At 62.6% G+C, this 26,726-nt stretch carries 28 protein-coding genes; 14 read left to right on the top strand and 14 right to left on the bottom strand.

Going from position 1 to position 26,726, the window contains the following annotated elements:
- Positions 1-26: 26 nt before the first annotated feature.
- Positions 27-1,127, top strand: coding sequence for a CaiB/BaiF CoA transferase family protein (locus tag AOT96_RS17655; RefSeq protein WP_042924245.1), 1,101 nt, complete (start codon positions 27-29; stop codon positions 1,125-1,127).
- Between the two features lie 60 nt (positions 1,128-1,187).
- Here the strand turns inward: AOT96_RS17655 and AOT96_RS17650 are convergent, their stop codons facing one another.
- Together AOT96_RS17650 and yczR are read right to left on the bottom strand one after the other, a co-directional pair.
- Positions 1,188-2,291, bottom strand: a complete 1,104-nt coding sequence (locus AOT96_RS17650; protein ID WP_003944389.1) for a class I SAM-dependent methyltransferase — start codon at positions 2,289-2,291, stop codon at positions 1,188-1,190.
- Positions 2,292-2,338: 47 nt separating this feature from the next.
- Positions 2,339-3,814, bottom strand: a complete 1,476-nt coding sequence (gene yczR / locus AOT96_RS17645) for a MocR-like transcription factor YczR (RefSeq protein WP_019749471.1) — start codon at positions 3,812-3,814, stop codon at positions 2,339-2,341.
- A gap of 61 nt (positions 3,815-3,875) precedes the next feature.
- Between yczR and AOT96_RS17640 the strand changes: the two genes are divergently transcribed.
- Positions 3,876-4,106: a hypothetical protein gene (locus tag AOT96_RS17640; protein WP_042924212.1), complete on the top strand. Its 231-nt coding sequence runs from the start codon at positions 3,876-3,878 to the stop codon at positions 4,104-4,106.
- A gap of 45 nt (positions 4,107-4,151) precedes the next feature.
- Entirely contained in the window at positions 4,152-4,622 is a 471-nt protein-coding gene (locus AOT96_RS17635) for a 5' nucleotidase, NT5C type (RefSeq protein WP_042924209.1), read from the top strand.
- A 52-nt stretch (positions 4,623-4,674) separates the two neighbouring features.
- Here the strand turns inward: AOT96_RS17635 and AOT96_RS17630 are convergent, their stop codons facing one another.
- A complete protein-coding gene (locus AOT96_RS17630) occupies positions 4,675-5,964 on the bottom strand; it encodes an adenylosuccinate synthase (RefSeq protein WP_003944351.1) in 1,290 nt (429 codons plus the stop codon).
- Positions 5,965-6,247: 283 nt separating this feature from the next.
- Here AOT96_RS17630 and AOT96_RS17625 point away from each other — a divergent pair, with 283 nt between their 5' ends.
- The 3 genes from AOT96_RS17625 to AOT96_RS17615 all read left to right on the top strand — a co-directional run bounded on the left by AOT96_RS17625 (position 6,248) and on the right by AOT96_RS17615 (position 8,248).
- A complete protein-coding gene (locus tag AOT96_RS17625; protein ID WP_080726714.1) occupies positions 6,248-6,922 on the top strand; it encodes a hypothetical protein in 675 nt (224 codons plus the stop codon).
- Positions 6,919-7,689 (top strand): site-2 protease family protein, encoded by a 771-nt coding sequence (locus tag AOT96_RS17620; RefSeq protein ID WP_003944319.1) that lies wholly within the window; start codon positions 6,919-6,921, stop codon positions 7,687-7,689. Before AOT96_RS17625 ends, AOT96_RS17620 begins: the two co-directional genes overlap by 4 nt.
- Before the next feature lie 70 nt (positions 7,690-7,759).
- Complete coding sequence (locus tag AOT96_RS17615) at positions 7,760-8,248, top strand: GNAT family N-acetyltransferase (protein WP_007726792.1); 489 nt, start codon at positions 7,760-7,762, stop codon at positions 8,246-8,248.
- Positions 8,249-8,348: 100 nt separating this feature from the next.
- Here AOT96_RS17615 and AOT96_RS17610 read toward each other — a convergent pair whose 3' ends face one another.
- Both AOT96_RS17610 and AOT96_RS17605 read right to left on the bottom strand, forming a co-directional pair.
- The gene (locus AOT96_RS17610) at positions 8,349-9,587 is read right to left on the bottom strand and encodes an HNH endonuclease signature motif containing protein (protein ID WP_065352078.1); all 1,239 of its coding nucleotides are present in this window, start codon (positions 9,585-9,587) and stop codon (positions 8,349-8,351) included.
- A gap of 92 nt (positions 9,588-9,679) precedes the next feature.
- Positions 9,680-10,177, bottom strand: coding sequence for a winged helix-turn-helix transcriptional regulator (locus AOT96_RS17605; RefSeq protein ID WP_065352868.1), 498 nt, complete (start codon positions 10,175-10,177; stop codon positions 9,680-9,682).
- 58 nt (positions 10,178-10,235) lie between these two features.
- On the opposite strand from AOT96_RS17605, the gene AOT96_RS17600 reads away from it, so the two are divergent.
- Together AOT96_RS17600 and AOT96_RS17595 are read left to right on the top strand one after the other, a co-directional pair.
- On the top strand, positions 10,236-11,651 hold the full coding sequence (locus AOT96_RS17600) for an MFS transporter (RefSeq protein WP_042452157.1): 1,416 nt from the start codon (positions 10,236-10,238) through the stop codon (positions 11,649-11,651).
- A complete protein-coding gene (locus tag AOT96_RS17595) occupies positions 11,648-12,817 on the top strand; it encodes a thiolase family protein (protein WP_042452159.1) in 1,170 nt (389 codons plus the stop codon). Before AOT96_RS17600 ends, AOT96_RS17595 begins: the two co-directional genes overlap by 4 nt.
- A gap of 28 nt (positions 12,818-12,845) precedes the next feature.
- On the opposite strand, the gene AOT96_RS17590 is transcribed toward AOT96_RS17595, so the two are convergent.
- Positions 12,846-13,502, bottom strand: coding sequence for a class I SAM-dependent methyltransferase (locus AOT96_RS17590; RefSeq protein ID WP_042452162.1), 657 nt, complete (start codon positions 13,500-13,502; stop codon positions 12,846-12,848).
- A gap of 240 nt (positions 13,503-13,742) precedes the next feature.
- Between AOT96_RS17590 and AOT96_RS17585 the strand changes: the two genes are divergently transcribed.
- Entirely contained in the window at positions 13,743-14,684 is a 942-nt protein-coding gene (locus tag AOT96_RS17585) for a DUF808 domain-containing protein (RefSeq protein WP_007726787.1), read from the top strand.
- Here AOT96_RS17585 and AOT96_RS17580 read toward each other — a convergent pair.
- Positions 14,681-15,634 (bottom strand): helix-turn-helix transcriptional regulator, encoded by a 954-nt coding sequence (locus AOT96_RS17580; RefSeq protein WP_065352077.1) that lies wholly within the window; start codon positions 15,632-15,634, stop codon positions 14,681-14,683. The two genes, AOT96_RS17585 and AOT96_RS17580, sit on opposite strands and share 4 nt — an antisense overlap.
- A gap of 64 nt (positions 15,635-15,698) precedes the next feature.
- Here AOT96_RS17580 and AOT96_RS17575 point away from each other — a divergent pair, with 64 nt between their 5' ends.
- Positions 15,699-16,163, top strand: coding sequence for a pyridoxamine 5'-phosphate oxidase family protein (locus tag AOT96_RS17575; protein ID WP_065352867.1), 465 nt, complete (start codon positions 15,699-15,701; stop codon positions 16,161-16,163).
- Here the strand turns inward: AOT96_RS17575 and AOT96_RS17570 are convergent.
- The 3 genes from AOT96_RS17570 to AOT96_RS17560 form a co-directional block, all read right to left on the bottom strand.
- Positions 16,153-17,082, bottom strand: a complete 930-nt coding sequence (locus AOT96_RS17570) for a cation diffusion facilitator family transporter (RefSeq protein WP_007726784.1) — start codon at positions 17,080-17,082, stop codon at positions 16,153-16,155. The two genes, AOT96_RS17575 and AOT96_RS17570, sit on opposite strands and share 11 nt — an antisense overlap.
- A 91-nt stretch (positions 17,083-17,173) precedes the next feature.
- Positions 17,174-18,319: an FUSC family protein gene (locus AOT96_RS17565; RefSeq protein WP_003944297.1), complete on the bottom strand. Its 1,146-nt coding sequence runs from the start codon at positions 18,317-18,319 to the stop codon at positions 17,174-17,176.
- Positions 18,306-18,722, bottom strand: coding sequence for a DUF3151 domain-containing protein (locus AOT96_RS17560; RefSeq protein ID WP_007726781.1), 417 nt, complete (start codon positions 18,720-18,722; stop codon positions 18,306-18,308). The genes AOT96_RS17565 and AOT96_RS17560 overlap by 14 nt, the downstream gene beginning before the upstream one ends.
- Before the next feature lie 125 nt (positions 18,723-18,847).
- Between AOT96_RS17560 and AOT96_RS17555 the strand changes: the two genes are divergently transcribed.
- A complete protein-coding gene (locus AOT96_RS17555; RefSeq protein WP_065352076.1) occupies positions 18,848-19,702 on the top strand; it encodes an Rv0361 family membrane protein in 855 nt (284 codons plus the stop codon).
- Positions 19,703-19,781: 79 nt separating this feature from the next.
- On the opposite strand, the gene fbaA is transcribed toward AOT96_RS17555, so the two are convergent.
- Entirely contained in the window at positions 19,782-20,819 is a 1,038-nt protein-coding gene (gene fbaA / locus AOT96_RS17550) for a class II fructose-bisphosphate aldolase (RefSeq protein ID WP_007726777.1), read from the bottom strand.
- A 181-nt stretch (positions 20,820-21,000) separates the two neighbouring features.
- On the opposite strand from fbaA, the gene AOT96_RS17545 reads away from it, so the two are divergent.
- Both AOT96_RS17545 and AOT96_RS17540 read left to right on the top strand, forming a co-directional pair.
- Positions 21,001-21,738, top strand: a complete 738-nt coding sequence (locus AOT96_RS17545; protein WP_003944390.1) for a VTT domain-containing protein — start codon at positions 21,001-21,003, stop codon at positions 21,736-21,738.
- Positions 21,739-21,767: 29 nt separating this feature from the next.
- Positions 21,768-22,430 carry a DedA family protein gene (locus AOT96_RS17540; RefSeq protein WP_003944306.1) on the top strand — a complete coding sequence of 221 codons (663 nt, stop codon included), beginning with the start codon at positions 21,768-21,770 and terminating at the stop codon, positions 22,428-22,430.
- Positions 22,431-22,441: 11 nt separating this feature from the next.
- Here the strand turns inward: AOT96_RS17540 and AOT96_RS17535 are convergent, their stop codons facing one another.
- Both AOT96_RS17535 and AOT96_RS17530 read right to left on the bottom strand, forming a co-directional pair.
- On the bottom strand, positions 22,442-23,569 hold the full coding sequence (locus AOT96_RS17535) for a GTP-binding protein (RefSeq protein ID WP_003944416.1): 1,128 nt from the start codon (positions 23,567-23,569) through the stop codon (positions 22,442-22,444).
- Positions 23,570-23,613: 44 nt separating this feature from the next.
- Positions 23,614-24,966: an LLM class flavin-dependent oxidoreductase gene (locus tag AOT96_RS17530; RefSeq protein WP_063314834.1), complete on the bottom strand. Its 1,353-nt coding sequence runs from the start codon at positions 24,964-24,966 to the stop codon at positions 23,614-23,616.
- 91 nt (positions 24,967-25,057) lie between these two features.
- Between AOT96_RS17530 and AOT96_RS17525 the strand changes: the two genes are divergently transcribed.
- Positions 25,058-26,056 carry a GNAT family N-acetyltransferase gene (locus AOT96_RS17525; protein ID WP_231917225.1) on the top strand — a complete coding sequence of 333 codons (999 nt, stop codon included), beginning with the start codon at positions 25,058-25,060 and terminating at the stop codon, positions 26,054-26,056.
- Here the strand turns inward: AOT96_RS17525 and AOT96_RS17520 are convergent.
- Positions 26,019-26,726, bottom strand: coding sequence for an alpha/beta fold hydrolase (locus AOT96_RS17520; protein WP_065352074.1), 708 nt, complete (start codon positions 26,724-26,726; stop codon positions 26,019-26,021). The genes AOT96_RS17525 and AOT96_RS17520 overlap by 38 nt on opposite strands.

Genomic DNA, 26,726 nt, shown 5'->3' with positions numbered 1-26,726 from the left:
TGTCACCGTCTGAATTGGGAGTGCGTGTGTCTGCAGAAGCTGTGGAGAAGAAGGGCCCGCTCGCGGGCATTCGGATCGTGGAATTCGCTGGATTGGGACCGGGCCCGCACGCCGCGACACTGTTGGCGGACATGGGCGCCGACATCGTCATCGTGCAGCGCGCAGGGCAGATTCCGCAAGACTCGAACGCAACCGACCAGATCAAGCGCGGCCGCCGCATCGTCGAGGCCAACCTGAAGGACCCGGCCGACGTCGCGAAAGTGCTCGATCTCCTGGGCCGCGCCGACGTCCTCATAGAGGGTTTCCGCCCCGGCGTCATGGAACGCATGGGACTCGGACCCGACGTGGTCTCGGAGCGCAATCCGCGCCTCGTCTACGCCCGTATGACGGGCTGGGGACAGGAAGGACCGCTCGCCAACGCCGCCGGTCACGACATCAACTACATCTCACTGACCGGTGTCCTCAACGCCATCGGACGCAAGGGTGAACGTCCCGTCCCGCCGCTCAACATGGTCGGCGATTTCGGCGGCGGTTCCATGTTCCTGATCTTCGGCATTCTGTCGGCTCTCGTCGAGCGCTCGACGTCCGGTAAGGGCCAGGTCGTCGACGCGGCAATGGTTGACGGAACCCTCGCGCTCTCCCACATGATGTGGGCATTCCGCGGTCGCGGCGTCTGGTCCGACGAGCGCGGCGTCAATCTCCTCGACACCGGCGCTCCGTTCTACGACACCTACGAGACCTCCGACGGCAAGTACATGGCCGTCGGATCCATCGAACCCCAGTTCTACGCATTGCTGCTCGAGGGCCTCGAACTCGATCCCGCGACGCTCCCTCACCAGATGGACACGTCCAAGTGGGACGACATGAAGAAGCTCTTCACCGAAAAGTTCCTGTCCAAGACTCGCGACGAGTGGGCCAAGATCTTCCTCGGCACCGACGCCTGCGTCTCCCCTGTCCTGACTTTCGCCGAGGCTCCGTCCAACGAACACATCGCGGCTCGCGGTTCGCTCATCGAACTGGACGGCGTCACCCAGCATGCTCCCGCACCGCGCTTCTCGCGTACGCCCACCACGACGCCTGCTGCGCCGGCGCGTGAGGCGACGGATATCGATACGGTCTGGACCTAGGGCCTTCGGCCCCTGTGCGCCTTTTTGGTAGTTACTGCAACCAAAAAGGCGCACGGGGCGTCAGCCCAACCTGTAGAACCTGAACATCTCGTGCTCGATCGGCAGCACGTCCACCCGCTCGAAACCTGCCGCCTTGGCATAGCTTTCGAGTGTCGAGTGCCTCATCACCGTCCCGGTGGCAATGCTTCCCGGATGCGAAAGACTGTCCGGTAAGCAGCAGGTCAGCGAAAATCCGTACAGCAATTGCTCGATCGGACCCGCCTCGGGATCGAACTCATCCGCCGTTCGTTCGTCCATCACGATCACCGGAGCGCCCGGCTGGGCAATCGCCCGAGCCGTGGAAAGAAAACCCACCGGATCCGGAACGTCGTGAAGGCACTCGAAAGCGAAGACGGCGTCGTAGGTCCCGGCATCGGCTCGCCCGGCCTCAGGAGCCTGTCCGGCGACGTCGACCAACGAGAAATGCACGCGGTCGTCCACCCCCCGATCATGAGCGTTACGACGGGCAGCGTTCACCGACGCCGCGTCGACGTCGAAGCCGTGCACTTCGATCTTCGGGTATCCGAGGGCGAGCGCGATCGACGACCAGCCCTCCCCCATCCCGAGATCAGCGACCTGCCCGCCGTCCGAAAGTGTGGCGTGCAGGTCGGTGACTACCGGCAGAAACTGCTGACAGAGCTGATGGAGATACATCGGCCGATTCAGTAGCGCCTGACCCTCGCGAGCATCGGGGCCCATCGATTCCCACGTGACTCCCCCACCGTGACGATAAGCGTCGAGTAGACGTGGCATCGACGACGTCGTCGCGACGAACAGCCTCGCCAACGGCGCCAGGAAAAGAAGGTTCTCGTCGTCGACCAGAACATCGGCGTGGGCCTGCGGCAGGCTGTACCGGCGATCGGCATCCGAATTGACGTCCACATAACCGGCGACGGCCTGCTGCTCGAGCCACTCCCGCGCATATCTTTCGACGGTCCCTGTCCGGTCCGCCAGCTCCGTCGACGTGAGCGGGCCGTGATCGCTCAGCGCGCGGTACCAGCCCAACCGGTCGCCCAGATACACGGCCTGCAGCTCCGATGCCCCGAGCGTGGCCGCGAACAATCGTTCTGCGAGCGCTTCCGCCGCACTGGTTCCCGCTGCGCCTGTACCGTCTACCGCCGTCATGCCCTACCTCCTGGTTTCACACCACTTTCAGGGTGTGTACCCAGTTCTCAGACGACGACCATTCGTTGGTCTGCCGTGTCGCGATCCGTCGCGAGAGTGTCGTACGCAGCGGCGATGGATGCAACGCCGCGAATGAGGTCCTCGGGAGAACGTGCGTACGGCACGCGGATGAATCGTTCGAACGCACCTTCTACGCCGAAACGGGGGCCGGCGGCAAGGAGTACGCCGAAGTTGGGTGCCACCGCCGCCAACGCCGTCGAGACGGGCGCGGACATTCGCATCCAGACCGACATTCCGCCGGAACCGATGGTGGGACGCCAGTCCGGCAGATGCTCGGCCACCGCACCGAGGAGTACCGCACGCTGTTCTCGCAGAACTTCGCGACGCTGTTCGAGCAACGAGCGGTCGTCGGCGAGCAAGTAAGCGGCTGCCAACTGATCCATGACGGGAGTACCGAGGTCGACCGCGGCACGCGCCCCCACCAACTGGGTGATGAGCGCGGCATCGGCGCGAATCCAACCGACACGTAGCCCGCCCCACAGCGACTTCGCGGTCGAACCGAGCGTCACCACTTCGGTTTTCGCTGCGCCTCGCCCATGTGAGGCGACCGGCGCCGGCGGTGGTGCGTCGAGCCACAGATCCACCATCGTCTCGTCGACGACCAGAGTCATTCGCGTTTCGTGCGCAATCTTCGCAAGCTCGGCGCGGCCGGAAGAGTCCATGCAGAGGCCGGTCGGGTTGTGAAAGTCAGGGATCAGGTATGCCATTCTGGCTGCGGTTTGCCTTGCTGCACTTCGAATCCCGTCGAGATCCCAGGCTCCGGCTGCCGCGAACTCCGGTCGGACCGGAACCGGTACGGGCCGAGCGCCGTTTCGCCGAATCGCTTCCAGCGCATTGGGATACGTCGGATGATCGACCAGCACTCGCTCGCCGGGTGAGGTGAGCACCGACAGCAACAATCGAAGCGCGTGCTGCGCACCCGAGGTCACCATGATCTGTTCGGCGGTGGTGGGAAGACCCCGCGCCGTGTAGCGCTGCGCGATCACGTCACGCAAGTCGGCGATCCCGACCGGTTCCATCCCGTGTGTGGGAAGGAAGTTCGGAAGTTCCTGCAGCGCAGACGCATACGCCAGTTCGACCTGAGCGGCGGGAGCTGCCATCGCCGCGTAACTGAGGTCGACGACGGGTCCACTCGGCCCGGGTTGATGGGAGCGGAACATCAACCCGTTCGGCCGCGCGCCGGCAGGCAATGCCACGGTGCTTCGCGACCCCTGCCTGCTGATCAGGTACCCCTCGTCTCGCAGCACCGAGTACGACGACGTGATCGTGGTTCGACTGAGTTCGAGTACCGCCGCAAGTTCACGCTCACTCGGCAGTGCGACTCCCAGCGGAACGCGACCGTCGTGCACGAGCAGGCGGATACCGTCGGCAAGCGCACGGTACGCGGGCCTGCGTCCGGACTCTTCCTGCCAGGATCCCAGATCGCGAGCAAGCGAACGGGCACCGAGAACTCGAGTCATCATGCAGTCCAGTATCGACAACTTGGCTATGTAACTCAATACCAGTCGAGTTGATCATATGTCCATGACTACCTTCGCAACCCTGATCGGCATCGGACTCTTCGTGGCACTCGTCTACTTCTTCGCGCCCGCCGAAGGTGAAGGTACATACATTCGGTTGGAGCAGTTTCGCCTGGCAGCACCCCTCGGCGGCATCTTCCACGACAAGACTTCAGACCGCGAGAACGACGCTGTCAGACCCCCGTGCGATTGTGATCAGGGGGAAGAATTCACTGATCTCAGTCCAGTTGGGTAAAACTGGACTCTTTTCGCACTCAGAAAGTCTCCAGAGAGGGTTCCCATGCCGGCTTCCAAAAAGATTCTCTATATCGATCTCGACAACACCTTGGTCAACTTCCAGTCGGGCATCGATCGCCTGACCCACAGCGTCCGAGAGAAGTACCAGAACGACCTCGACGAAGCGCCGCACATCTTCTCTCGCATGGATCCTCTCGACGGCGCTATCGACGCCTACCACCAACTGGCACAGCAGTTCGACACCTACATCCTCTCGACAGCGCCGTGGAAGAACGCCACAGCCTGGCACGACAAGGTTCTGTGGGTCCAAGAGCACCTCGGAATGGAGGAAGGCAGCGTCGCATACAAACGTCTGATCCTCTCGCACCACAAACACCTCAATCGTGGCGACTACCTCGTCGACGACCGCGGAGCAAACGGAGCAGATCGATTCGAGGGCGAGTGGATCAAGTTCGGCAGCACCAAGTTTCCCGACTGGAAGACCGTCACCGCACACTTGTCGAAGCTGGCTTGAAACACGAAATCCCCGCTCATGCTTGCATGAGCGGGGATTTCGAGGGAACAAACTAGCGGACGATCTCGCGCCGGACGATCGTTTCGTCGCGGCCGGGGCCGACACCGATGCAGGAGATGAACGCACCCGAAAGCTCTTCGAGCCTAAGCACGTAGTTCTGCGCATTCTGCGGCAGTTCCTCGAAGGTGCGAGCCTCCGAGATGTCTTCCCACCAGCCGGGCATCTCTTCGTAGATGGGCTTGGCGTGGTGAATGTCGCTCTGTGACATCGGCATTTCGTCGTGGCGGACACCGTCCACCTCGTACGCGACACAGATCGGCACGGTGTCGAGGCTGCTCAGCACGTCCAGCTTGGTGAGGAAGTAGTCGGTGATGCCGTTGACGCGCGTCGCGTAACGCGCGATGACAGCGTCGAACCATCCCGTACGACGAGCGCGTCCGGTGGTGACACCGACCTCGCCGCCCTGCTTCGCCAGGTATGCGCCGTGATCGTCGAACAGCTCCGTCGGGAACGGACCGGAACCGACACGCGTCGTGTACGCCTTCAGGATGCCGAGCACTGTGGTGATCTTGGTGGGACCGATTCCCGAACCGACCGCCGCACCACCCGAAGTGGGGTTGGACGAGGTCACGTACGGGTACGTGCCGTGGTCGACGTCAAGCAGAGTGCCCTGCGAACCTTCGAGCAGAACGGTCTCGCCGCGCTCGAGGGCGAGGTTGAGTTCCAGGCGCGTGTCCGAGATGCGGTGCTTGAAACCCTCGGCCTGCGTCAGTACCTCTTCGACGACCTGCTGCGGGTCGAGTGCCTTGCGGTTGTAGATCTTGACCAGCACCTGGTTCTTGAATTCGAGTGCTGCTTCGACCTTCTGGGTCAGGATCTTCTCGTCAAGGACGTCCGCGGCACGGACACCGACACGGGCGATCTTGTCCTGGTAGCACGGGCCGATACCGCGGCCGGTCGTGCCGATCTTCTTCGCTCCCAGGAAGCGTTCGGTGACCTTGTCGATGGCCACGTGGTACGGCATGATCAGGTGCGCATCAGCAGAAAGCAGCAGGCGGGACGTGTCCACGCCGCGCTCTTCCAGGCCTGCCAATTCGGTCAACAACACACCCGGGTCGACGACGACACCGTTACCGATGACGTTGTTGACGGCGGGGGTGAGGATTCCGGACGGGATGAGGTGCAGTGCGAACTTGTCACCGTTCGGCAGAACCACGGTGTGTCCGGCGTTGTTACCGCCCTGGTATCGCACGACCCACTGAAGCTGCTCGCCCAGTAGATCTGTAGCTTTGCCCTTACCTTCGTCGCCCCACTGGGCGCCGATCAGGACGATTGCCGGCATGACGTTGTCTCCTACGGTCGACGTGCAGCAGTTGTCCCGCCGCATTGGTACTGCCTGGCTTCCGCGCACATGATGCAGCGCCGAACTGTTGCAGTGACCGAAGGAGCAGTCTAGCCCAGAGCATCAGACCAGACCTGACGGTCCAGAATTTGGCCGGTGACCATCACGATTGCGAGTCGACACAGACACTCGCACTAAGATCGTCGGCAGTGATTCGGACGGCCATTTCGGGGAAGGGTGGCGAGGTCCCACTACCCGTGAAGAAGTCTTGATCGAGCTAGGAGTGGCTTTGACCCCTGTGGTGCTCAAATGTGGCGATTCGCCGGTTCCACTCCCCCTGGGTGAACTCACGTCGTTCACCGTCCCTGAACTTCCGGAGAAGCAAGACTTCGACGAGGCCCTGTCCCAACTGCAGGTCGTCACGGAACCTCGCTTGATCGTCGTGGGTAACGACGGCGCGTTTGCCGCGGCATTGACGCGGTTGATGCGATTGGAGCGACTCAACGTCGAACTCGCCTACGTCACCGAGAACAGGTCCGACGCAACCGACGCGTACAAACTCGCGACCGGTGCAAGAGCTGCGCGCGCGGCCTTGAAAGGCACAGTCCACACCGTGCCGCTCATTCGCGACGACGCTGGAATCGCGCTGGTAGGCGCAGCAACTGTCACGGGTCCGGCGGATGCAGACGAACTGATCGGCGAGGCCTACGTCGACGACAACAAGCTGTTCTCCGGCACAGTCCCCGGCATCCGGATAGTGCCGAGCCCCAAGCTCCCCGGGATCAAGGCATCAGTCGACCGCAAGAGCCGCTGGAGCGGGCGACGCTGGCTGGAAGGCCGAGCCATTCAACTGGGCTCGCCGGCAGCGCGACTGGTTCGCGATGGGGTGGCCAACCCACGCGATCTCAAGCGTTCGACCTTCTACCGGCACGACAAGACTTGGTTGTTGGTCAGGTGAGAACCGGAGCAGCACGGTCGGCGGTTCGGCCGAGCCCTGTCTTCCTCGGCGTAGTTGCGATCACTGTCATCGCCGGAATCGTCGCTTGGAACTCGACGTGGGGTTCCATCGCGGGCCGCGCGGGTGTTTTTGTCCTCGTGGTTGCCGGCTGGGTGGTCACGCTCTGCTTGCACGAATTCGCGCATGCCTATCTGGCGTGGCGTCATGGAGACACCGACGTCGAGGCTCGTGGCTACCTGACGCTCAACCCGCTCAAGTACAGCCATCCGATGCTCTCGATCGGTCTGCCGGTGCTGTTCATCGCATTGGGCGGCATCGGGCTTCCCGGCGGCGCCGTGTACCTGCGCACCGGGATGTTCCCGCCCAAGGTGCAGGCCCGAATATCGCTCGCCGGTCCGTTCACGAATGCCGTCGCCGCCGTGATCCTCCTCGTCGTCATACGTACGTACGGCTCATCGGCCGAGCATCTGACGTTCTGGGCCGGCCTCAGTTTCCTGGCTTTCTTGCAGGTCATGGCAACAGTTTTGAACCTGCTCCCAGTCCCGGGTCTGGACGGTTACAACGCGCTGGAGCCCTACCTCGCACCCAATACACGGCACCAACTCGACCAGTTCAAGCCGTACGGACTGCTCCTGCTGGTTGCGCTCCTGTTCGTCCCACAGATCAATGTCGTCTTCTTCGACGCGATCTACTGGATCTTCGAATTGAGCGGTGTGTCCGACTACTACGCCATGCTCGGTAACGCCCTCATGCGTTTTTGGACGTGATCGAGTGCGCTGGAGGAGACTCGTGAGAGTCTGACATTTCAGACATTCATTCTTCTTCAGGGGAGCATCGATGATTGCGACGTCATTTCAGTCCGGCGGAGTGGAGTACACCCTCACGCGGGCCGAGATTCGACACGTGGAGGCACTGATCGACTTGCTCGCCGACGACCCGATCGGCAGCACCCGGGAGACGACCAACCCCGAAGCCCGAACGATCTACGAGGACGCGTTCAAGCGAATCGACGAGGATCCGGCTCAACTTCTCGTCACCGTTCTGGTCGGCGACGCGGTAATCGGCACAATGCAATTGACCTTCATTCCGGGTATGAGCCGGATGGGTGCCACGCGACTGCAGATCGAAGCTGTTCGCGTCCACGAGGACTACCGAAGTAAAGGCATCGGCAGTTCGATGATCCGATGGGCCTGCGAAGAAGGTGCCCGGCGCGGCGCGTTTCTGGCGCAGCTCACCTCGGATCAAACTCGCAAGGAAGCTCACGACTTCTACGAGCGACTCGGATTTGTGGCCTCCCATGTCGGGTTCAAGAAGTCACTGAGCTGACGCCCTGCCACAAAACTCCCAAACGCGGGGACTCCCAAACGCGAGCTCGAGCACCGGGGCGTAGAGGTGCCCCGGTGCTCACGTCTTCAGTTGTCGCGGTTCACGCCGCTGTGGGTGGGCTGTTCCCGCCGATCGGCTGTTGATACGGATCGATCGACATCGGTGGATAGAACACCGTTTTCCGATCCGGTCCGATCTCCACCCGCCATTCCGTGTGGTGCAGCGTCCGGTGGTGATGACCGCACAACAAGATCAGGTTGTCGAGATCCGTTGGGCCACCATCGTTCCAGTGAACAATATGATGGGCATCGCACCACCCCGACGGAGTTCCGCACCCCGGAAACGCACACCCACCATCCCGAACCGCAAGAGCCCGCCGCTGCGGCACCGTTGCTGTTCTCGCTTCCTTACCGCAGTCGAGCGGAACACCATTCTCATCCAACAAAATCCGCGTGATCGTGCAGTCGCACGCCAGCATCCGTGCGGTATCGATACTGATGGGGCCCACCCAATCCGTCCACGCGAAACCCAGTTCCTCGGTGGACGGCAGGAGGTCTTTCAACGCCTTGAGGTCTGTCATGTCTTTTGCGTTGGCGGTGACCGTGATGTGTGGTTTCACTCCGCCTTCGATCGGACCCAACCCCGCCCGCTCATACCGGCGCAACAACTCGCAGAAGCCGTCCGCCCGCCGCAGCGCCGGCGTACGCGTGTCCTTCACGCCGTCCTTCTCCGGCGTCGGAGCCGACAAACTCGACAACAACGTGATCAACCGGGCCCCGTTCACCGCATCCAAATCACCCTTCACCGACACCCGCCCGTACAAGCCTTTCGAGGCGTAGAACTCGTTACGCTCCGAATCCTCACCCACCGGAACGCCGTCCTCACGCTTGCCGTACTGCTTCTCGATCCGCCGAATCGCCGCCCGCACCGCATCACAATCGGCAATGTTCTGCGACGCCAACCCCAACAGAATCCCGCGAGCCTTGTCCACATCCGCCGGCGTCATGTTCTTGGGTGGATGCTGACAAAACGACGCCACCTGCCGCGCCTTCAACGCATCCACGTCACCACGATGAAACGCATCGCCCACCACGGGTTCGAGCATCAACAACCGCGCCAACCCGACCAACAGACTGCACTCACCGATCTCCAAATTCGTCGAACCATGCAACCACAGCGCGATCGCCCGAAAACCCTTCCCACCGAGAACCTCACGGGAAAACATCTCCACGATCAACAACACCATCCGCGACTGCAACTCGTGCCGGGCGCGCACCAGAACCAGAACCTCACTCTTGAGGTCCTCGCCATCCAGCTGCCACGCTCCCCGACTGTCCATGCTCAAAGTTTAATCGAACATACTTTCGATAACCAGAGACAAACCGGACAACTTCAAGAAGACCTACACTCGAGAGCTGTTGAGATGCATCGCTATTCGCGCAACCGCCGACGCGATTCGTTGACAGAGACTCGCAACTCCCCCAAAGGCACTTCACGACCCGACTCACTGCGCACCTCGACGCGAACGCGCTCACCAGTAGCGTCGTCGGCCACCTCCAACGGTCCACCTTTTCCGCCGTGCAGATACTTGTCGCCCCACTGCATCAGCGCGAGAACCGCCGGCAGCAGGTCACGGCCCTTCTCGGTGAGCACGTACTCGTGCCGCGTCCGCCTTCCAGGCTCCTTGTACGGCACACGCTCGAACAGTCCCGCCTCAGTGAGTTCTTTCAGCCTCGCCGACGCAACCGCCTCGGTGATGCCGACGCGCGACGCGAAGTCGTCGAAACGCGTTGTGCCGTAATAGGCCTCTCGCAGAATGAGTATCGCGGATCGAGTGCCGACCACTTCCATGGCCCGCCCGATCGAACAGTGCGTGGCCCGCCAGGCGTCGCGATCTTCGAGCACTCCGGTCAGTCGTACAGCGTCCATGCAATTCACCATACCCCCTGGCTTGCCATAACCATAGCCAGAGTCTAGATTGCTGACTATGGAACTTCATAGCCAGCCGGTGCGGACCGGACCCCTGCTCGCGATACTGTCGGGGGCGCCGTTTGTCGCCAGCCTCGATCTTTTTGTGGTCAACGTGGCCTTCGGCGACATCGCCAAGAGCTACCCGGGTCACTCGCTCGGCGAGTTCAGTTGGATCCTCAACAGCTACGCGATCGTCTACGCCGCACTGTTGATACCCCTCGGACGCTGGGCGGACAGGATCGGGCACAAGCGCGCCTTCATCGCCGGCCTCGCACTGTTCACCCTCGCCAGCGCCGCCTGTGCCTTCAGCCCGTCCTTGTGGGCACTGGTGGCCTTCCGTATCGTCCAGGCAGTCGGTGCCGCTGCGCTCACCCCGGCCAGTCTCGGGCTTCTGATCAATGCGCTTCCCGCCGCGAAACGTCAATCCGGCGTTCGCATCTGGGCAGCCGCCGGCGCTGCAGCAGCTGCATTCGGCCCTGTCGTGGGCGGCATCCTCGTAGAGGCCTCGTGGCGCTGGGTCTTCCTGATCAATGTTCCAGTGGGCATCGTGTTGCTCTACTTCGCAGTCCGACTCGTACCGGATACAACACACAAGGACCCCGATGCCGGTATCGACTTCGTCGGCGCTGCCCTCCTCACCGTCGGAATCGGCTCTCTCGCCCTGGCACTCGTCCAGGGTCCGGACTGGGGATGGACCGACAATCGCGTTCTGATCGCCTTCGCCGTGGCCGCCGTGACACTACTCTCGTTCTGGTGGAGCAACTCTCGTCACCGGACTCCGTTGATTGCTCCGGATCTTCTGAAGATCCGCTCGTTTGCCTGGTCCAACGTCACCGCCATCCTGTTCAGCGCAGCATTCGCCGCGGGTCTTCTCTCGAACATCCTGTGGCTCCAGGAAGCCTGGGGATACTCCGCTCTGCGAACCGGTTTCGCCGTCTCACCGGGTCCGCTTCTCGTTCCGCTGTTCGCCATCGCCGGCGGATCGCTGACGCGCAGGTACTCGGCGGGACGCGTCGCCGCACTCGGCAGCCTTCTGTGGGCAGTCGGAACCGTACTCGTTCTCGTCTCGGTTGATACGACGCCCAACTACGCGACCGGACTCCTACCAGGCTGGATCATCGCCGGGATCGGTGTCGGTCTTGCCCTGCCGACCATTCTGTCGCAGGCCACGGCGGATCTGGCACCTGCCAGATCGGCCACCGGTAGTGCAATCGTCAGCATGAGCCGACAGATCGGAACCGTTCTCGGCGTGAGCGTTCTGATCGCGGTTCTCGGCTCTGCTGTCGACTACGACACCTTCCGCCAGGCCTGGTGGGTGATCTTTGCCGTCGCGCTTGTGTCTGCCCTGGCATCACTGGGAATGACACCTGCGACCACACCCACCCCGGTTGTCCCTGTTGAATCCGCCATCCCTGAAAGGAATTTGTCATGAGAGACGCAGTTATCGTCGAAGCCGTTCGCACTCCGATCGGCAAGGGAAAGGCGAACGGCGCCCTGCACGGCATCAACGCCGTCGACCTCCTCGCCCACAGCCTCAAGGCGGTAGTCGAACGCACTGGAATCGATGCAGCACTGATCGACGACGTCATCGGTGGAGCGGTAAGCCAAGTCGGTGAACAGAGCCAGAATGTCACTCGCACTGCCCTTCTCGCCGCAGGCTACCCTGAGTCGGTACCGGGAACCACCGTCGACCGACAGTGTGGAAGTAGCCAACAAGCAGTTCATTTTGCCGCTCAGGGCGTCATTGCCGGTGCGTACGACATCGTTGTCGCTGCCGGAGTCGAGTCGATGAGCCGAGTCCCTATGGGCTCGAGCAGCATCGGGCGCGAATCACTCGGCGTGGGTTTCGAAGAGCGCTATCCGGACGGTCTGGTACCGCAGGGCATCAGCGCCGAATTGATCGCTGCCAAGTGGGGACTGAGCCGCACCCAACTCGACGAGTTCTCGGCGTCGAGCCATCGGAAAGCCGCGCTGGCAACCGAGAGTGGTTACTTCACCAAGGAACTCGCCACGCTCCCGCAGCTGTCGGTCGACGAGGCCATCCGCCCCGGCACCACGGTCGAGACCCTGGCCGGCCTACGGACCGCCTTCGAATCCGACTACTACGCACAGCGATTCCCACAGATCGACTGGTCCATCACCGCGGGCAACAGCAGCCCGCTTTCGGACGGCAGTTCGGCGGTGATGATCACGACCAGTGAGATCGCCGCGAAACTCGGCCTCACCCCGAAGGCACGATTGCACAGCTTCGCAGTTGCCGGCGACGATCCGCTCTACATGCTCACCGCGGTCATCCCGGCTACGCAGAAGGTCCTGGCCCGTGCGGGATTGACGGTCTCGGACATAGATCTGTTCGAGGTCAACGAGGCCTTTGCCCCCGTCGTCCTCTCGTGGGCAGCGGACACCGGCGTCGACCTGTCCAAGGTCAACGTCCACGGCGGCGCCATCGCGCTCGGCCACCCACTGGGCGGCAGCGGAACGCGGATCATGACCACCCTGGTCAACGCGATGGAGCAGCGCGGCGCGCGCTACGGACTCCAGACCATGTGTGAGGCAGGTGGGTTGGCCAACGCGACCATCCTGGAGCGCCTGGGCTGAGCAATCCCCGATGGACGGCATTCCGACATCAGTGACCGAGTGCCGTCCATTCGGGATCCGGCTTGCGCGCAACGACCCGAAACACGATTCCGCCCCGGCCGCTGCGCTGCACCTCGTCGATCAGGAAACCGGCGTTTTCGAGGTATTCAACCGGTTCACGGGTGAGATGATCGGCACCGAACCGAACAAAAAGCGGTTCGACGACCTTCATCAACGTACGAGCAACAACGTTCTTGCTCGGTCCGTGCTCGGCGAGGACGAATCGACCACCGGGTACCAGGACTCGAAATGCTTCGTTCGCAACTCGGTCCGGATCGGGGATCGTGCAAAAGGCGTAGGTCGAGACCAACGTGTCCACGCACTCGTCGGGAACATCGAGTGCTTGCACGTCTCCGAGTCGTAGGTCGACTTCGGTCTTCACTCCCTCGGAGACCTTGAGCCTGGCCTGATCGAGCATCGCAGTCGAGATGTCCACGCCGATGACGTAATCGACGTCGTCTCCGTAGAGAGGCAGGTTCAGTCCGGTACCCACGGCGATCTCGACCACGCGGCCATGCGCCTGGTCCACGGCCCATTTCCGGGCGTCACCGAGCACAAAGCGTTCGAAGCGCCCGATCTGTCGGTCGTAGTGCGCCGCCATTGCGTCGAAAGTCTTGGCGACCTGTGCAGTGTCTGGTTCACGCATAGTGCCCCGTTTCGATCGATCTTCTGTGCAGTCTTACACGCGAGCACCGGGTCGGGAAGACCTTTCGTGACGAAGGGCAACCGACCTCGCGAGGTCGTCCCTGACGGATGCCCCCGGTATCGTTCCAGGTGACCTGACCTCACCTACGACGATCATGGATAGAGACCTCGTGCGATCAAGTAACTGCGTCACCGGTTCGGTCCGGCCACCTTTTTCCACTGATTCCACTGGAGGTCTGTGATGGCCGGCGGACTCTTCGCCCTGCTCGACGACGTCGCAGCCCTGGCTCGTATGGCTGCCGCCTCGATCGACGACGTTGCCGCCGCAACCGGTAAGGCGACCGCCAAAGCGGCCGGCGTCGTCATCGACGACGCAGCCGTCACGCCGCAGTACGTCCGTGGGCTCGCAGCCGAACGCGAGTTGCCCATCATCAAGCGCATCGCCATCGGATCGCTGCGCAACAAGCTGCTGATCATCCTTCCGATCGCTCTGCTGCTGAGTCAGTTCCTCCCCTGGCTGCTGACGCCACTGTTGATGGTCGGCGGCTGTTACCTCAGCTACGAAGCGGTTCACAAGATCTGGGGTGCAATCTTCGGCCACGGTGACCACCACGAGGCCGCTGACGAGCATCCTCGCGACGAAGAAGCAGTGGTTTCGGGCGCCGTCCGCACCGACCTGATCCTGTCCGCCGAGATCATGGTGATCGCACTCAACACCATCGCAGGCGAAGGCTTCTGGAGCCGATTGGTGATCCTTGCCGTCGTGGCGGTCGTCATCACCGTGGTCGTCTACGGCGTCGTCGGACTGATCGTGAAGATGGACGACATCGGATTGAAGATCGCCGAGACGTCGTCTGGCTTCACCCACAAGGTCGGCCGAGGCCTCGTTCGCGGCATGCCTCACGTGATGTCAGTGCTCTCGGTCGTGGGTACCGCCGCGATGCTGTGGGTCGGTGGCCACATCCTGTTGGTCGGCATCGACGAACTGGGCTTCCACCCGCTCTACGACGCCGTTCATCACGGCGAAGAAGCAGTCAGTGACATCGCTGGAGTCGGTGGCGTGCTGGCGTGGATCGTCAACACACTTGCCTCGGCAGCACTGGGCCTGGTGGTTGGCGCCGTTATCGTCGCCGCTCAACTGGGTATCACCCGCATGCTCGCAAAGCGTTCTGCGACGGCTTAGCTGTCGTGCCCGTGGCGGAGCACCATCTGCTCCGCCACGGTGCGTATCCCTTCACGCAAAGACGAGGGTTCGAGCACCTCGACGTCGGCTCCCAGCCCGATCAACTGCGAGAGAGCGACAGCTTCGCTCTCGAGTTTCAGCTCGGCACTGACCCATCCGTCGTTGTCCTCTGGCCCCACTTCGACTGCAGCGGCAAGCTCGCCCACCACATCGGGGAGCCGGCGCCTGCCCTCTGGTGACAATCGCACGCGACACTCGAAGCGAAGCAGCGAACGGTCGAACTCGGCCATCGACGCCGCCCACCACGACGGCAGGTCGAAATCCACCGGCCGAGTGAACGAATCATCTTCTACCACGGCATTTTTGATGCGGCCGACTCGAAACGACAGCGTTCGACCGTTCATCCCCGCCACCAGATACCAAACACCGGCTTTGATGACCAGACCCAGCGGTTCGACCGTCCGCTCGCGATCGCGATAGACGAAGCGCAGTCGACGCGAGTCCAGCACAGCGGATGTGACGATCGGAAGCGCAGAGATGTCGTCGACGCCGCCGAACCAGCCCGGAACGTCCACGAGAATGCGGTCCTGCCACAGTCGTGCACTCTCGCGCAGGGGACCGGGCAGGGAGCGGAGCAGTTTGGCCCCCGCCGAACCGACGGCGTCGGATCGCCCGAGATCTGCAGCGATGGACGGCACGCCCAACAGCATGAGTGCGGACGTCTCGTCGTCGGTCATACCGGACAGCTTGGATTGCCAACCGTCGAGCAGACGGATGCCACCACCGGGGCCGCTCTCGGTCCAGATCGGCACACCGGCAGCCGACAACGAGGCCACGTCGCGGTAGATCGTCCGCACTGACACACCGAACTCGTCGGCCAACTGCTCGGCGACGACGCCGCGACTCCCCTGCAAACGCAGCATGAGTTGGAGTAACCGCGCGGATCTCATGGACCGAACATTACCGAGAATCACTGACAGAAGTTGTCAGGAATAGGGGTGCACAATGACCGTCATGGTCACCTGGAAGCAGTTCTCCGAAGAAGTACCCGCTCTTGCCGACGCGGTCCTAGCGCGGTTCAAAGCCCACAAGCATCACGTCCTCGCAACGCTGCGCAAGGACGGCTCACCACGGGTCAGCGGCACCGAAGTCGAAATCCTCGACGGGCGTCTGGTGCTCGGTTCGATGTTCGGCGCACTCAAGGCGAAGGATCTCATCCGTGACGGGCGCTACGCCCTCCACAGCAATCCCGGCGAGCACACCATGGAGGGCGGTGACGCGAAGATCGCCGGAATCGCACGCGAGGTGGCCGGCGACGAGTTCGAAGCCGTGCTCGCAAGCTACACCTACGAGGTTCCGAAACCCCTGCACCTCTTTGTGCTCGACATCGACGAGGTGGTGCACACGACGGTCGACGACGAGCACATGTACGTCGATCTCTGGAAGCCGGGCAAGGAGATCACCCGCTTCACCAAGTGACGTTCTTCTCGCAATGCTCGCCGTTGGCACACGATTCCACCTGAACGGTGGCGTGGGAAAGACCGTGACTCTCGAGGACGGTGCGCGCGGATTCCAGAACGTTCGACGAATTCGCGTCACTGGTCAGGTGGACCGTGGCGACATCCATGCCGGTGGTGAGAGTCCAGACATGTAGGTCGTGGACACCCATCACGCTCGGCAGCGCGGCCAGGTCGGCCTCGACTGCCTCGACGTCGACGTCGGCCGGCGAAGCCTGCGTCAGAATGCGCAGCGATGCTGCGGCCAGTTTGATCGCGCGCGGCACCACCCAGAGCGAGATGAGAACACCGACGACGACGTCTGCCCACGTCCAGTTGAACAGCAGGACAAGGCCACCGGCGATCAGAACGCCGACGCTACCGACGGCGTCGGCAAGCACTTCGAGGTAGGCACCACGCACGGCCAGGCTGTCCTTGGAATCGCCGCGCAGCATCAGCATCACGACGATGTTCGCGGCCAGGCCGGCGGCCGCCGTGATGATCAGGGCGCCGCCCGGGATCTCGGGTTCGTTACCGATGCGGCCGATTGCCTCGTAGAAGACCCAGGCGGCGACAGCCAGCAGCATCACCGCATTGGCCATGGCGGTCAGCACTTCGGCGCGGTGCCAACCGAAGGTCCTGGCCGCGGTGGTGCTGCCCCTCTTCGCGAGCAGCAGCGCCGTCAGTCCCATGGCCATACCCACCACGTCTGTGAGCATGTGACCGGCGTCGGCAAGCAGAGCCAACGAGTTGATCAGGATGCCGACCGTGGCCTCGAGTACGAGGAACGCAACGAGGATCGCAAGCGCGATCGCCATTTTTCTGATGCGTTGCGGTGACGGTCCTACGCCGACCGAATCTGCTGCCGAGTGGCCATGTGAATGACCGTGCCCTGCTCCCATTTGTCCTGTTCCCTCCCAAGTCCTTCTCAGAGCATATGCATACATTCGCATACATACAATGAGTTGCTCAGTGAGCGGGAAACGGCAGAGGTCAGTGATCCGGCTCGTAGGCGGGATGAGGCACGGTGGGCGGCAGAGTGGCGATCGACGAGATTCGCTTCATGCCCGCGACCTGCAACAGGTCGACGACCAGCGATCGAATCTGGGCGAACACCACCGTCGAGGACAGGCCCGCGTTCTCCACTATCGCCGGTTTCAGTTCCTTCGCGACCGAGCGCAGGACGCGCGCTGCTTCGGCCTGATCAGGCTGCTCCCCCGGCTCCGCCAGGATCATGTCCTCGAGAACTTCGACGGCTTTCGACAAGCGCTCGACCTGAGCCACCAGACGCGGATCGAGGATCTCGTCGTCCCTGACCAACGTCAACGAACGACGCGCGAGCACTCGAATGTTGCGCATCGCGTTGTCGATGGGATCGGCTGTCGCCATGAGCCTTTCGAGGCGAGGCCGACTGTTCCAGTACAGCGGGGAGATTCGGCTGATCTCGCGCCCGCCGAGAAGGTTACTGCGCAACCCGTCGATGGCACCCTGAGTTGCGCGCGCCTTCTGCAGTGCCTTCACGATCGGGTCCGGGTCATTCGCGACGAGGCCGTCTGCCACCAATTGCAGTACCTCGGAAGCGGTTCCGAGGATCGATGCGGCATCCTTGCGCGCGCGTCGTACCGGGTGGGTGGGGATGATCGCGACCACCGCGATACCCACCAGACCACCGACAAGGGCATCGATCATGCGATCGGGACCGCCGCTGCCGCCCGGCGGGATCAGCGTCGCCACCAGCACAGCCGAGTTTCCCGCCTGCATGGAGAAGATCGGCCCGCTGTTGAGAAGCACCGCGACGGACATCGCCAGCACGACAACCAAACTGATCTGCCACGGTCCGCTCCCGATACCGGAGATGATCAGATCACCGATTCCGATACCGACCGTGACTCCCGCAACCAACTCGAACGAGCGTCGTAGTCGTGCACCCAACGACAGACCGAGCGAGACCACAGCGGCAATCGGCGCGAAGAACGGCGCGTGGTGCCCGATCACCGTGGTGGCAACCCACCACGCCAATCCGGCCGCCAAGGCACATTGAATGATCGGTAGCGCCGACGTCTGAAGTCGACGCACCGATTTGCGAGCCCGGTCCTTGATGCCGGCCCGGCTCGGACGGAAACTGCTAACCGAGGCCAAGCGCTTCGGCGGCGTTGGGATCGCAGTCTTCGAGCAGATCGAGGCAACGCGCGTACTCGTCGGCTTCACCGATCGTCTTCGCGGCCTTGGCCAGGACTGCGACGCAACGCAGGAAACCACGGTTCGGTTCATGGCTGTAGGGCACGGGACCGAAACCCTTCCAACCGTTGCGACGCAGTTGGTCGAGTCCGCGGTGGTATCCGGTACGCGCGTAGGCGTAGGCCGTGATGGTTTCGCCCTTGTCCAGGGCAGCCTCGGCCAGGTAGGCCCACGCAATGGAGGCAGTGGGGTGGTCGGCCGCTACCTGGGCCGGTTCAGCGTGGTTGAGCAGTGCCGATTCCGCGTCGTCGTCGCCGGGAAGCAGAGTGGGCTTGGGTCCGAGCAGGTCACCGAATTGGGTCATGCGCTCATTGTGCCCGCTACGCCTTTCTGCCACAGGACCGCCTCGCCGACGGTCGGAGTTATGCAGGCTACATACCGGTCGTTACCCTGACATGGTCATTGCTGCATAAGACCGAAGGGTTACCCGTGCCGGACTCGAAAGACGACAACTCGAAAAAGAGCGCAGCACCGAAGGGTGCGCCCGAGAAGTCGGCCCCGACCGAACCTGCGACTGTGGCGATCCAGAAGACAGACAAGGCCTCGAAAACGGACGGCGACGCCAAAGCTGCCAGCGCACCAACCGTCGCGATCCCCAAGGCAACTCAGGCACCCACAGCAGCACCGACACCCCAGCCCAAGCCGGAGCCCGCCACCGTCGCGATTCCGAAAGCCACGCAGCCGACACCACCACCCCGGCAGGCTCCGACCCCACCACCACCGCAGCGCGCTGCGCCTCAACCGCAGCAGCGCGCCGCGCCTCAACGTGTGGGTGTCGCAGCGACCCCACCGCCGGCTCAGCCGATGCCGACTCGCATCGAGCCCGCCGCGCCGGAGAAGACCAAGCGCAGCGGCAAGGGCTGGTACATCGCGGCAGCAGCGGCCGGCGTCGCCGTCCTCGCGGCGATCGGCGTCGCCGTATTCGTCTCGTCCAACAGCGGTAGCGGTGAAAGCTCACCCGAAGCTCAGGTCCAGACCGCCATCTCGACGTACGTCGACGCTCTGCAGACCGGCGATCTGGCAACGCTGCGAACGTCGACCTGTGGGGCGTTGGGCGAGTACTACCGCACCATTCCCGACGCAGCGTTCGCGCAGGTCCACGACAATGCCGTCGCGCAGAAGACGATCCCGCAGGTCGGAGCCGTCGACGCGGTGCGCATCACCGACGACACCGCGATCGCTCAGGTCCAGGCGAGTTTGCCGAGCACGGGCGAGCAGTCGTGGCGCACGTTCGACCTCGAGCGCCAGGACGGCACGTGGAAGGTCTGCGATCCCAGCAAGTAGGTACCTGAACAGAAAATGCGCGCCGGCGAGAATTTCGCCGGCGCGCATTTTGTTCTGTGAAGCGCAGTTGTGAAACCGATCAGCCTGCCGACACCGAGCGTCCGGCCGACTTCAGGTCGTTGCACGCCTCGACGACGCGAGCCGTCATGCCGGCTTCGGCCTTCTTGAGGTAGCTGCGCGGGTCGTATGCCTTCTTGTTTCCGACCTCGCCGTCGACCTTGAGGACGCCGTCGTAGTTGGTGAAGAAGTGTCCGGCGATCGGACGGGAGAACGCGTACTGGGTGTCGGTGTCGACGTTCATCTTGACGACGCCGAAGTTCAGCGAGTCCTCGATCTCCGACTTCAACGATCCCGATCCACCGTGGAAGACGAAGTCGAAGGGCTGCGAACCGGAAGCCAGGCCGAGCTTGGCAGCGGCGACCTTCTGGCCCTCTTCGAGAACCTCGGGCTTGAGCTTGACGTTGCCCGGCTTGTAGACGCCGTGGACGTTGCCGAAGGTGGCGGCAAGGAGGTACTTGCCCTGTTCGCCGATGCCCAGAGCATCGACCGTCTTCTCGAAGTCTTCGCTCGAGGTGTAGAGCTTGTCGTTGATCTCGGCTTCGACGCCGTCTTCTTCACCGCCGACGACACCGATCTCGACCTCGAGGATGATGCGTGCAGCCTTCGAGAGGGCGAGCAGTTCCTTGGCGATGGCCAGGTTCTCGTCGATCGGGATAGCCGAGCCGTCCCACATGTGCGACTGGAACAGCGGGTTACGACCGGCGTCGACGCGCTCCTGCGAGATCGCGAGCAGCGGACGCACGTAGGTGTCCAGCTTGTCCTTCGGGCAGTGATCGGTGTGCAGCGCGATGGTGACGTCGTACTTTGCCGCGATCACGTGTGCGAACTCGGCGAGCGCAACAGCGCCGGTGACCATGTCCTTGACGCCCAAACCGGAACCGAACTCGGCGCCGCCCGTCGAGAACTGGATGATGCCGTCACTGCCGGCGTCCGCGAAGCCCTTGATGGCTGCGTTGATGGATTCGGAGCCGACACAGTTGATGGCGGGGAAGGCAAAGGAATGCTCCTTGGCCCGACCAAGCATCTCGGCATAGACCTCGGGAGTTGCGATAGGCACGGCGGGAGTCCTCCATATACGTGTCGTTCGGAGCGCTCGGCGATGTGAAAGCGCTTCGTGTGGTCCTAGCAGTATGGCAAGTCCGACTCGTCACGTCTCTTTGCGGTCTCGGCCCGCCGCCACCGACGCGATGACCTGCGGTGGTGGGAAACACTCAGATTCGGCCGGTACTCTGGCCACCGTGAATGTGCAGGCAGCAACTGAATCCGTGACGAACCTGGCCTTGCTGCCCGGCTTCCTCGATCCCGTGAACCTCTTGAATTCCTTCGGAACGTGGGTTCTGGTGGGATTGCTTCTGGTGGTCTTCATCGAATCAGGCCTGCTGTTTCCGCTCTTGCCCGGCGATTCGCTCCTCTTCACCGCAGGGCTGATCGCGGCGTCCAAGTCCACCGAGATCGAACCGTTCGCGCCGCTGTGGGTGCTCCTGGTGACCATTCCGATCGCCGCGATTCTGGGTGACCAAGTCGGGTTCTACATCGGCGCCAAGGGCGGAACTGCCCTGTTCAAGACGGACGACGCGCGGTTCTTCAAGAAGAAGTACATCGACGAGTCACACGCCTTCTTCGAAAAGCACGGCCCGATCACCATTATCCTGGCTCGGTTCGTGCCGATCGTGCGTACTTTTGCTCCGGTTGTCGCCGGCGCTTCGAAGATGAAGTACTCACTGTTCCTGACGTACAACATCGTCGGCGGCATCCTGTGGGGTGCCGGCGTGACTTTGCTCGGCTACCTCCTGGGGCAGATCGAATTCATCCGCGACAATGTCGACTACATCTTCATCTTGATCGTACTGGTGTCGGTTCTGCCGATCGTCTTCGAAATCGGGAAGCGAATTCTGGCGTCGAGACGTGGTGAAACGGCGAATACTTCCACTACGGACAATTCGACGGTGACAGTCCCCGAAGACCCCACCCCCTGATTGCAGAACGAGGCGAAGAACTGACGACGATGACGCTCGCATCCGGCAGTTTCTCCCCGCTCGAGACTGCCGGGCCTCTGTTGGTCTGGATCATCGTCGTCACGTTCGTCTTCATCGAGTGCGCGATCATCCTCGGGTTGTTTCTCCCCGGTGATTCGCTTCTGATCACAGCCGGAATCGTTCTTGCCGGCCACGAATCCGGCGCGGGCCACGTGTGGGCGTTGTCTGTCGGTGCGATGATCGCGGCCATTGCCGGCAACCAGGTCGGGTACGTCATCGGCCACCGGACCGGCAATCACATCAAAGCCCGTAAGGGCGGCAAGTACTTCACCGAGAAGAACCTGCATCGCGTGAACATCCTGTTGGAAAAACACGGGTTCTGGGCGGTCCTGATTGCTCGCTGGGTTCCGTGGGTGCGCACCCTGTGCCCGATGGTCGCGGGCGCAGCCAAGATGAACCACACGCGCTACACCATCGCGAGCACCATCGGCGCGATCATCTGGGCGCCCGTGCTCCTGCTACTCGGTTTCTACGGTGGCTCGTTCCTCGATCGCGTGCCATGGTTGCTGCCCGCCGTGCTGATCGTGATGATGGTCAGCTTGGTCATCGGTACTGCGCTGGGAATCTGGCAGTACCGCAAGGAGATGGCCCGACCGGCCGAAGACGTCGAGGTCGAAGAAGTCCTCGACTAGAAGCTGTCTGCTCAGTGCAGGTGGCTCTGGTCCCACGCCGGAAGCGGGTCCTCGTAGCGAGTCCAGGCCCGCGGACCTTCGCGTAGTTCGTCGTCGGTCAGCAGAGCCGGATCGAGGATTCGTGATGGCGCCGCCGGGTCGAGTTTCACTCCGATGAACACGATCTCCTGCCCTGGCACCTCCGCTGCCGACGCCCACAGTTGCGCCGGTTCGATGACGAGGTTGGGGCCTGCCTGCGACCAGATCGCGGCGAACTCGGGCCGACTGGCGATCCAGCAGAAGCCTTTGCTTCGCAAGAGTCCCGCGAACTGACCGAGCGCAGCCTCGAGTCGCGCCGGATGAAAGGGTCGCGAGGCTCGATACGTGACGCTGCGTATTCCGTATTCCTCGGTTTCCGGGGTGTGCCCGCCGGCCAGCTCCTCGTCCCAACCGGGTACTTGCGCAGCCAGTTCCGGGTTGTAGAGACCGGTTTCGAGGACGCGATCGAGGGTGACTTTTCCGTGGTCGGTCCGAATCAGCTGAGCAGTGGGGTTGAGCCTTCGAAGCGTCGCCTCGACGGTTCCCGCCGCCCGCGGGCTCACCAGGTCGGTTTTGTTCAGCAAGATGACGTCGGCGAACTCCACCTGATCGACCAGGAGATCGGAGATGCTGCGTCCGTCCCCCTCCCCGGCTTCGAGGTTGCGCTCGTCCAGTCGTTCGCCTTTTGCCAGTTCGCCGAGGAAGGTCGACGCGTCCACCACGGTCACCATGGTGTCGAGCTTCGCGAGCGAGCCGAGGCTGAATCCGTCCTCGAATTCCCAGTCGAAGGTGGCCGCCACCGGCATCGGTTCGGAGATGCCGGTGGACTCGATCACCAACTGATCGAACCGTCCTTCTCGCGCGAGAGCGCCGACGGCGTCGATCAGATCTTCACGCAGCGTGCAGCAGATGCATCCGTTGGTCAGCTCGACCAACTTCTCTTCCGTGCGGTCGAGATGACCCTGGCCCGCGACGAGGGCCGCGTCGATGTTGATCTCGCTCATGTCGTTGACGATGACGGCGACCCTCCGGCCATCGCGATTGGCGAGAATGTGGTTGAGGAGTGTGGTCTTGCCTGCGCCCAGAAATCCGGACAGCACGGTTACCGGTAGCTGCTTCATTCCTTAATGGTAACCATTGTCATTATCGACAACAGCGGGCGGGCCTACTGCACTGCAGAGGCACTACCCGAGAACTGGCTCTCGGGCCTCGGCAAACCGAAATGATCACGAAGGGTCGTACCCGAGTATTCGGTCCGGAAAAGACCGCGATCCTGCAGGATCGGGACCACACGCTCGGTGAAGATCTCGAGTCCACCCGGGTAGTACGGCGGCATGACGTTGAAGCCGTCAGCAGCACCGCTGGTGAACCATTCCTCGATCGTGTCAGCCACCTGCTCGGCGGTTCCAGCAAACACCCGGTGTCCGCGCGCACCCGCCAAACGATGAAGCAGTCCCCGAACCGTCGGACGCTCACGCTCGACTATGCCGGCGATCACCTGCAATCTGCTTTGCTTGTTGTCGGTGACATCACCTGCCGCCGCGAACAATTCGACAGGAACCGGTGCATCCAGTTCCAGATTCCGAACATCGGTCCCGGTGAGTGCACCGAGTTGCGCGAGCCCGTACTCCGGCGAAGTCAACTCGTTGAATTCTCGCTCGAGCGCCTTGGCTTGTTCCTCGGTGTCACCGATGAACGGGCTGATTCCGGGCAGGATCTTGACATGATCGGGGTTGCGCCCGAACTGAGCAGCCCTCGACTTGATGTCGGTGTAGAACGCCTGCGCATCGGAAAGTCTCTGGTGCGCTGTGAAAATCGCCTCCGCATACTGACCGGCAAACGCGCGACCGTCGTTGGACGCCCCGGCCTGCACCAGCACCGGGTATCCCTGCGGCGTTCGCGGTGCGTTGAACGGTCCCCGCACCCGAAGATGCCGGCCGACGTAGTTGATCTCGTGAATCTTGTTTCTGTCCGCGTAGATTCCGTTCTCCCGGTCCAGACTGATCGCGTCGTCCTCCCAGCTGTCCCACAACCGCACCACCGCGTCGACGAATTCCCTTGCACGCGAATACCGGTCGCCGTGGTCCGGATGCTTGGCCAGCCCGAAGTTCGCGGCAGCCAGATCCGTACCCGTGGTGACGATGTTCCACCCAGCACGTCCGTTCGAGATGTGGTCGAGCGAGGCGAACAGCCGAGCCAGGTTGTACGGCTCGTAGTACGTGGTCGACGCCGTCGCGATCAATCCGATCCGCTCGGTTGCCACTGCAATGGCCGTCAACAAGGTGATCGGCTCCAACGTTCCTGCAGGACCGTGCTCGACGTCGCTGCGCAACGCGGGACCGTCGGCGAAGAAGATTCCGTCGAACTTCGCCGCCTCAGCAGTGCGAGCGATCTCCTGGAAATACGTGACGTCGAACAGACGTTCCGGTGTTGTCCACGGATGACGCCACGCCGCTTCGTGATGACCGGCGGGGTGGATGAACGCGTTGAGGCTCAGTTGGCGCGGAGAATCAGACATGCCTGAATGCTGGCAACTGCCGCCGCAGTCCGACAGGGTTAGGGTTCGCGTGATTCCAACTCGGGGTTGGCAGCTCGGTATCGTCACATGGGTGAGCCGCGTAGTCGTAGCCGAGTTCGTACCGTCCGGATCGACAGCATCGGTTCTTCACCAGTGGTGTGAGGTCTTCGCCGAAGGCCAGCGTCACCTGTCCGGAACTGCGCCGACAGCGACGGCGCTGATGGAAATGATCGAGGCCGAGGACAATTCGGCCGATGTATGGCGTTGGATCGCACGCGACGGTGGAACGGACGAAGTCCTCGGCATCGCCCAGGCGCGACGCAACTCGGCGGAACCTGATCTCGCAGAGTTTCGGATGTACGTGACACCCCACGCGCAGCGACGAGGGGTAGGACGAGCGCTTGCCGAACTCGTCGAAGTCGACATCGCCGGGTTCGGCGTGCGAAGAATCAGAGTGACGGCGCTCGTCGGAAGCGCAGCCGAGCATTTCCTGCGATCGTTCGACGGTCACCGCGTGTTGCTTCGGTTGGCCAACCAGGTTCAGCACCTCAGCCCTCCCACCGCACACAGCACCCGCCCCGGCTATCGAATCGTCAGTTGGCGCAACCGAACCCCGGACGAGCTGGTCCACTCCTTCTCGGAGGCATTGAACCGACTCCTCGACGCGCCCGGCGCCGAACTGCAGATACCCGAACGTAATTGGGGAGCCGACGAGGTCAGATCGTGGGAACAGAAGATGACGGACGGCTCTCAAGTCCTCCTGGTGTGCTGCGCGGTCGACGACGGCATCGGCGAAGTAGCCGCAGCAACAGTGGTGACGGTGGACGAACATGACAGCACCCACGCATCGCAGCACGACACCGTGGTACTTCCGCAGCACCGCGGGCACGGTCTCGCTCAGTGGGTCAAGGAGCAACAAGCGTCTGTATTGGCAGCTGAATTTCCCTCCCTGCGAAAGATTTACACAACGGTGAACGCGGAGAATCACCCGATGCTGACCGTCAATCGGAGCCTGGGGTACCAGACCGTCGCGGAGCGGATCCTGGTGGAAATCAGGAGAGCCGAGAGTGCGCCGCACAAGCCTCGGTGACGATCTTCCTCCACAGGAGCGGGTGAGACTGCCAGAAGTTGTGCGCGACACCGTCGACGACCTCGAAACTACCGTTAGGCACGAGCTCGGCCAGTTGCTGCAACGGCCACGACGGGCGAATGTCGTCGGCCGCCGCGAGAAATGTCATGGGCACTGGTGAGTCGGCCAACTGCCGAAACAGCTGTGGTTCATGGATCCATTCGATGAACGATTCTTGAAGCGATTGCCAGACAACAGGTTCCCAAGGTATCTGCGGGTCCGGCTCGATTCCCGCTTCGTACTGCTTCGACCATGTCCGGTCCTTGTGGAGGCCGTGCCCCGCGATGCCGACGACGCCGGACACCGATTCCGGACAGTCGAGTGCGTACCGCACCGCCAAGTCGGATCCCCACGAGTGCCCCAGCACGACCCAACTGTCGATCTCGAACGTGCGTCGGACGAGTTCGAGGTCCGCAACCGCCTGCGCCATCGTATGAGCGCCGCCACCGGACCGGCCGACTCCGCGTGGCTCAGGGCACCACGCGCGCATTCCTTCCGGAACCAGCTCGTCGTGAGCAAGATAGTGAACGCATCCCGGGCCGCCGGAGAGAACCAGAACGTCCGCCCCTGCCCCACCGACATCGACGTGAAGACGTACGCCGTCCGTGTCGACCACGTACCGGGATTCCAT

The organism is Rhodococcus sp. 008, from assembly GCF_001682295.1.
In the GTDB taxonomy this organism is placed as follows: domain Bacteria; phylum Actinomycetota; class Actinomycetes; order Mycobacteriales; family Mycobacteriaceae; genus Rhodococcus_F; species Rhodococcus_F qingshengii.
The sequence above is the reverse complement of the archived record's forward strand: the minus strand, read 5'-3'. Positions and strand labels throughout refer to the sequence as shown.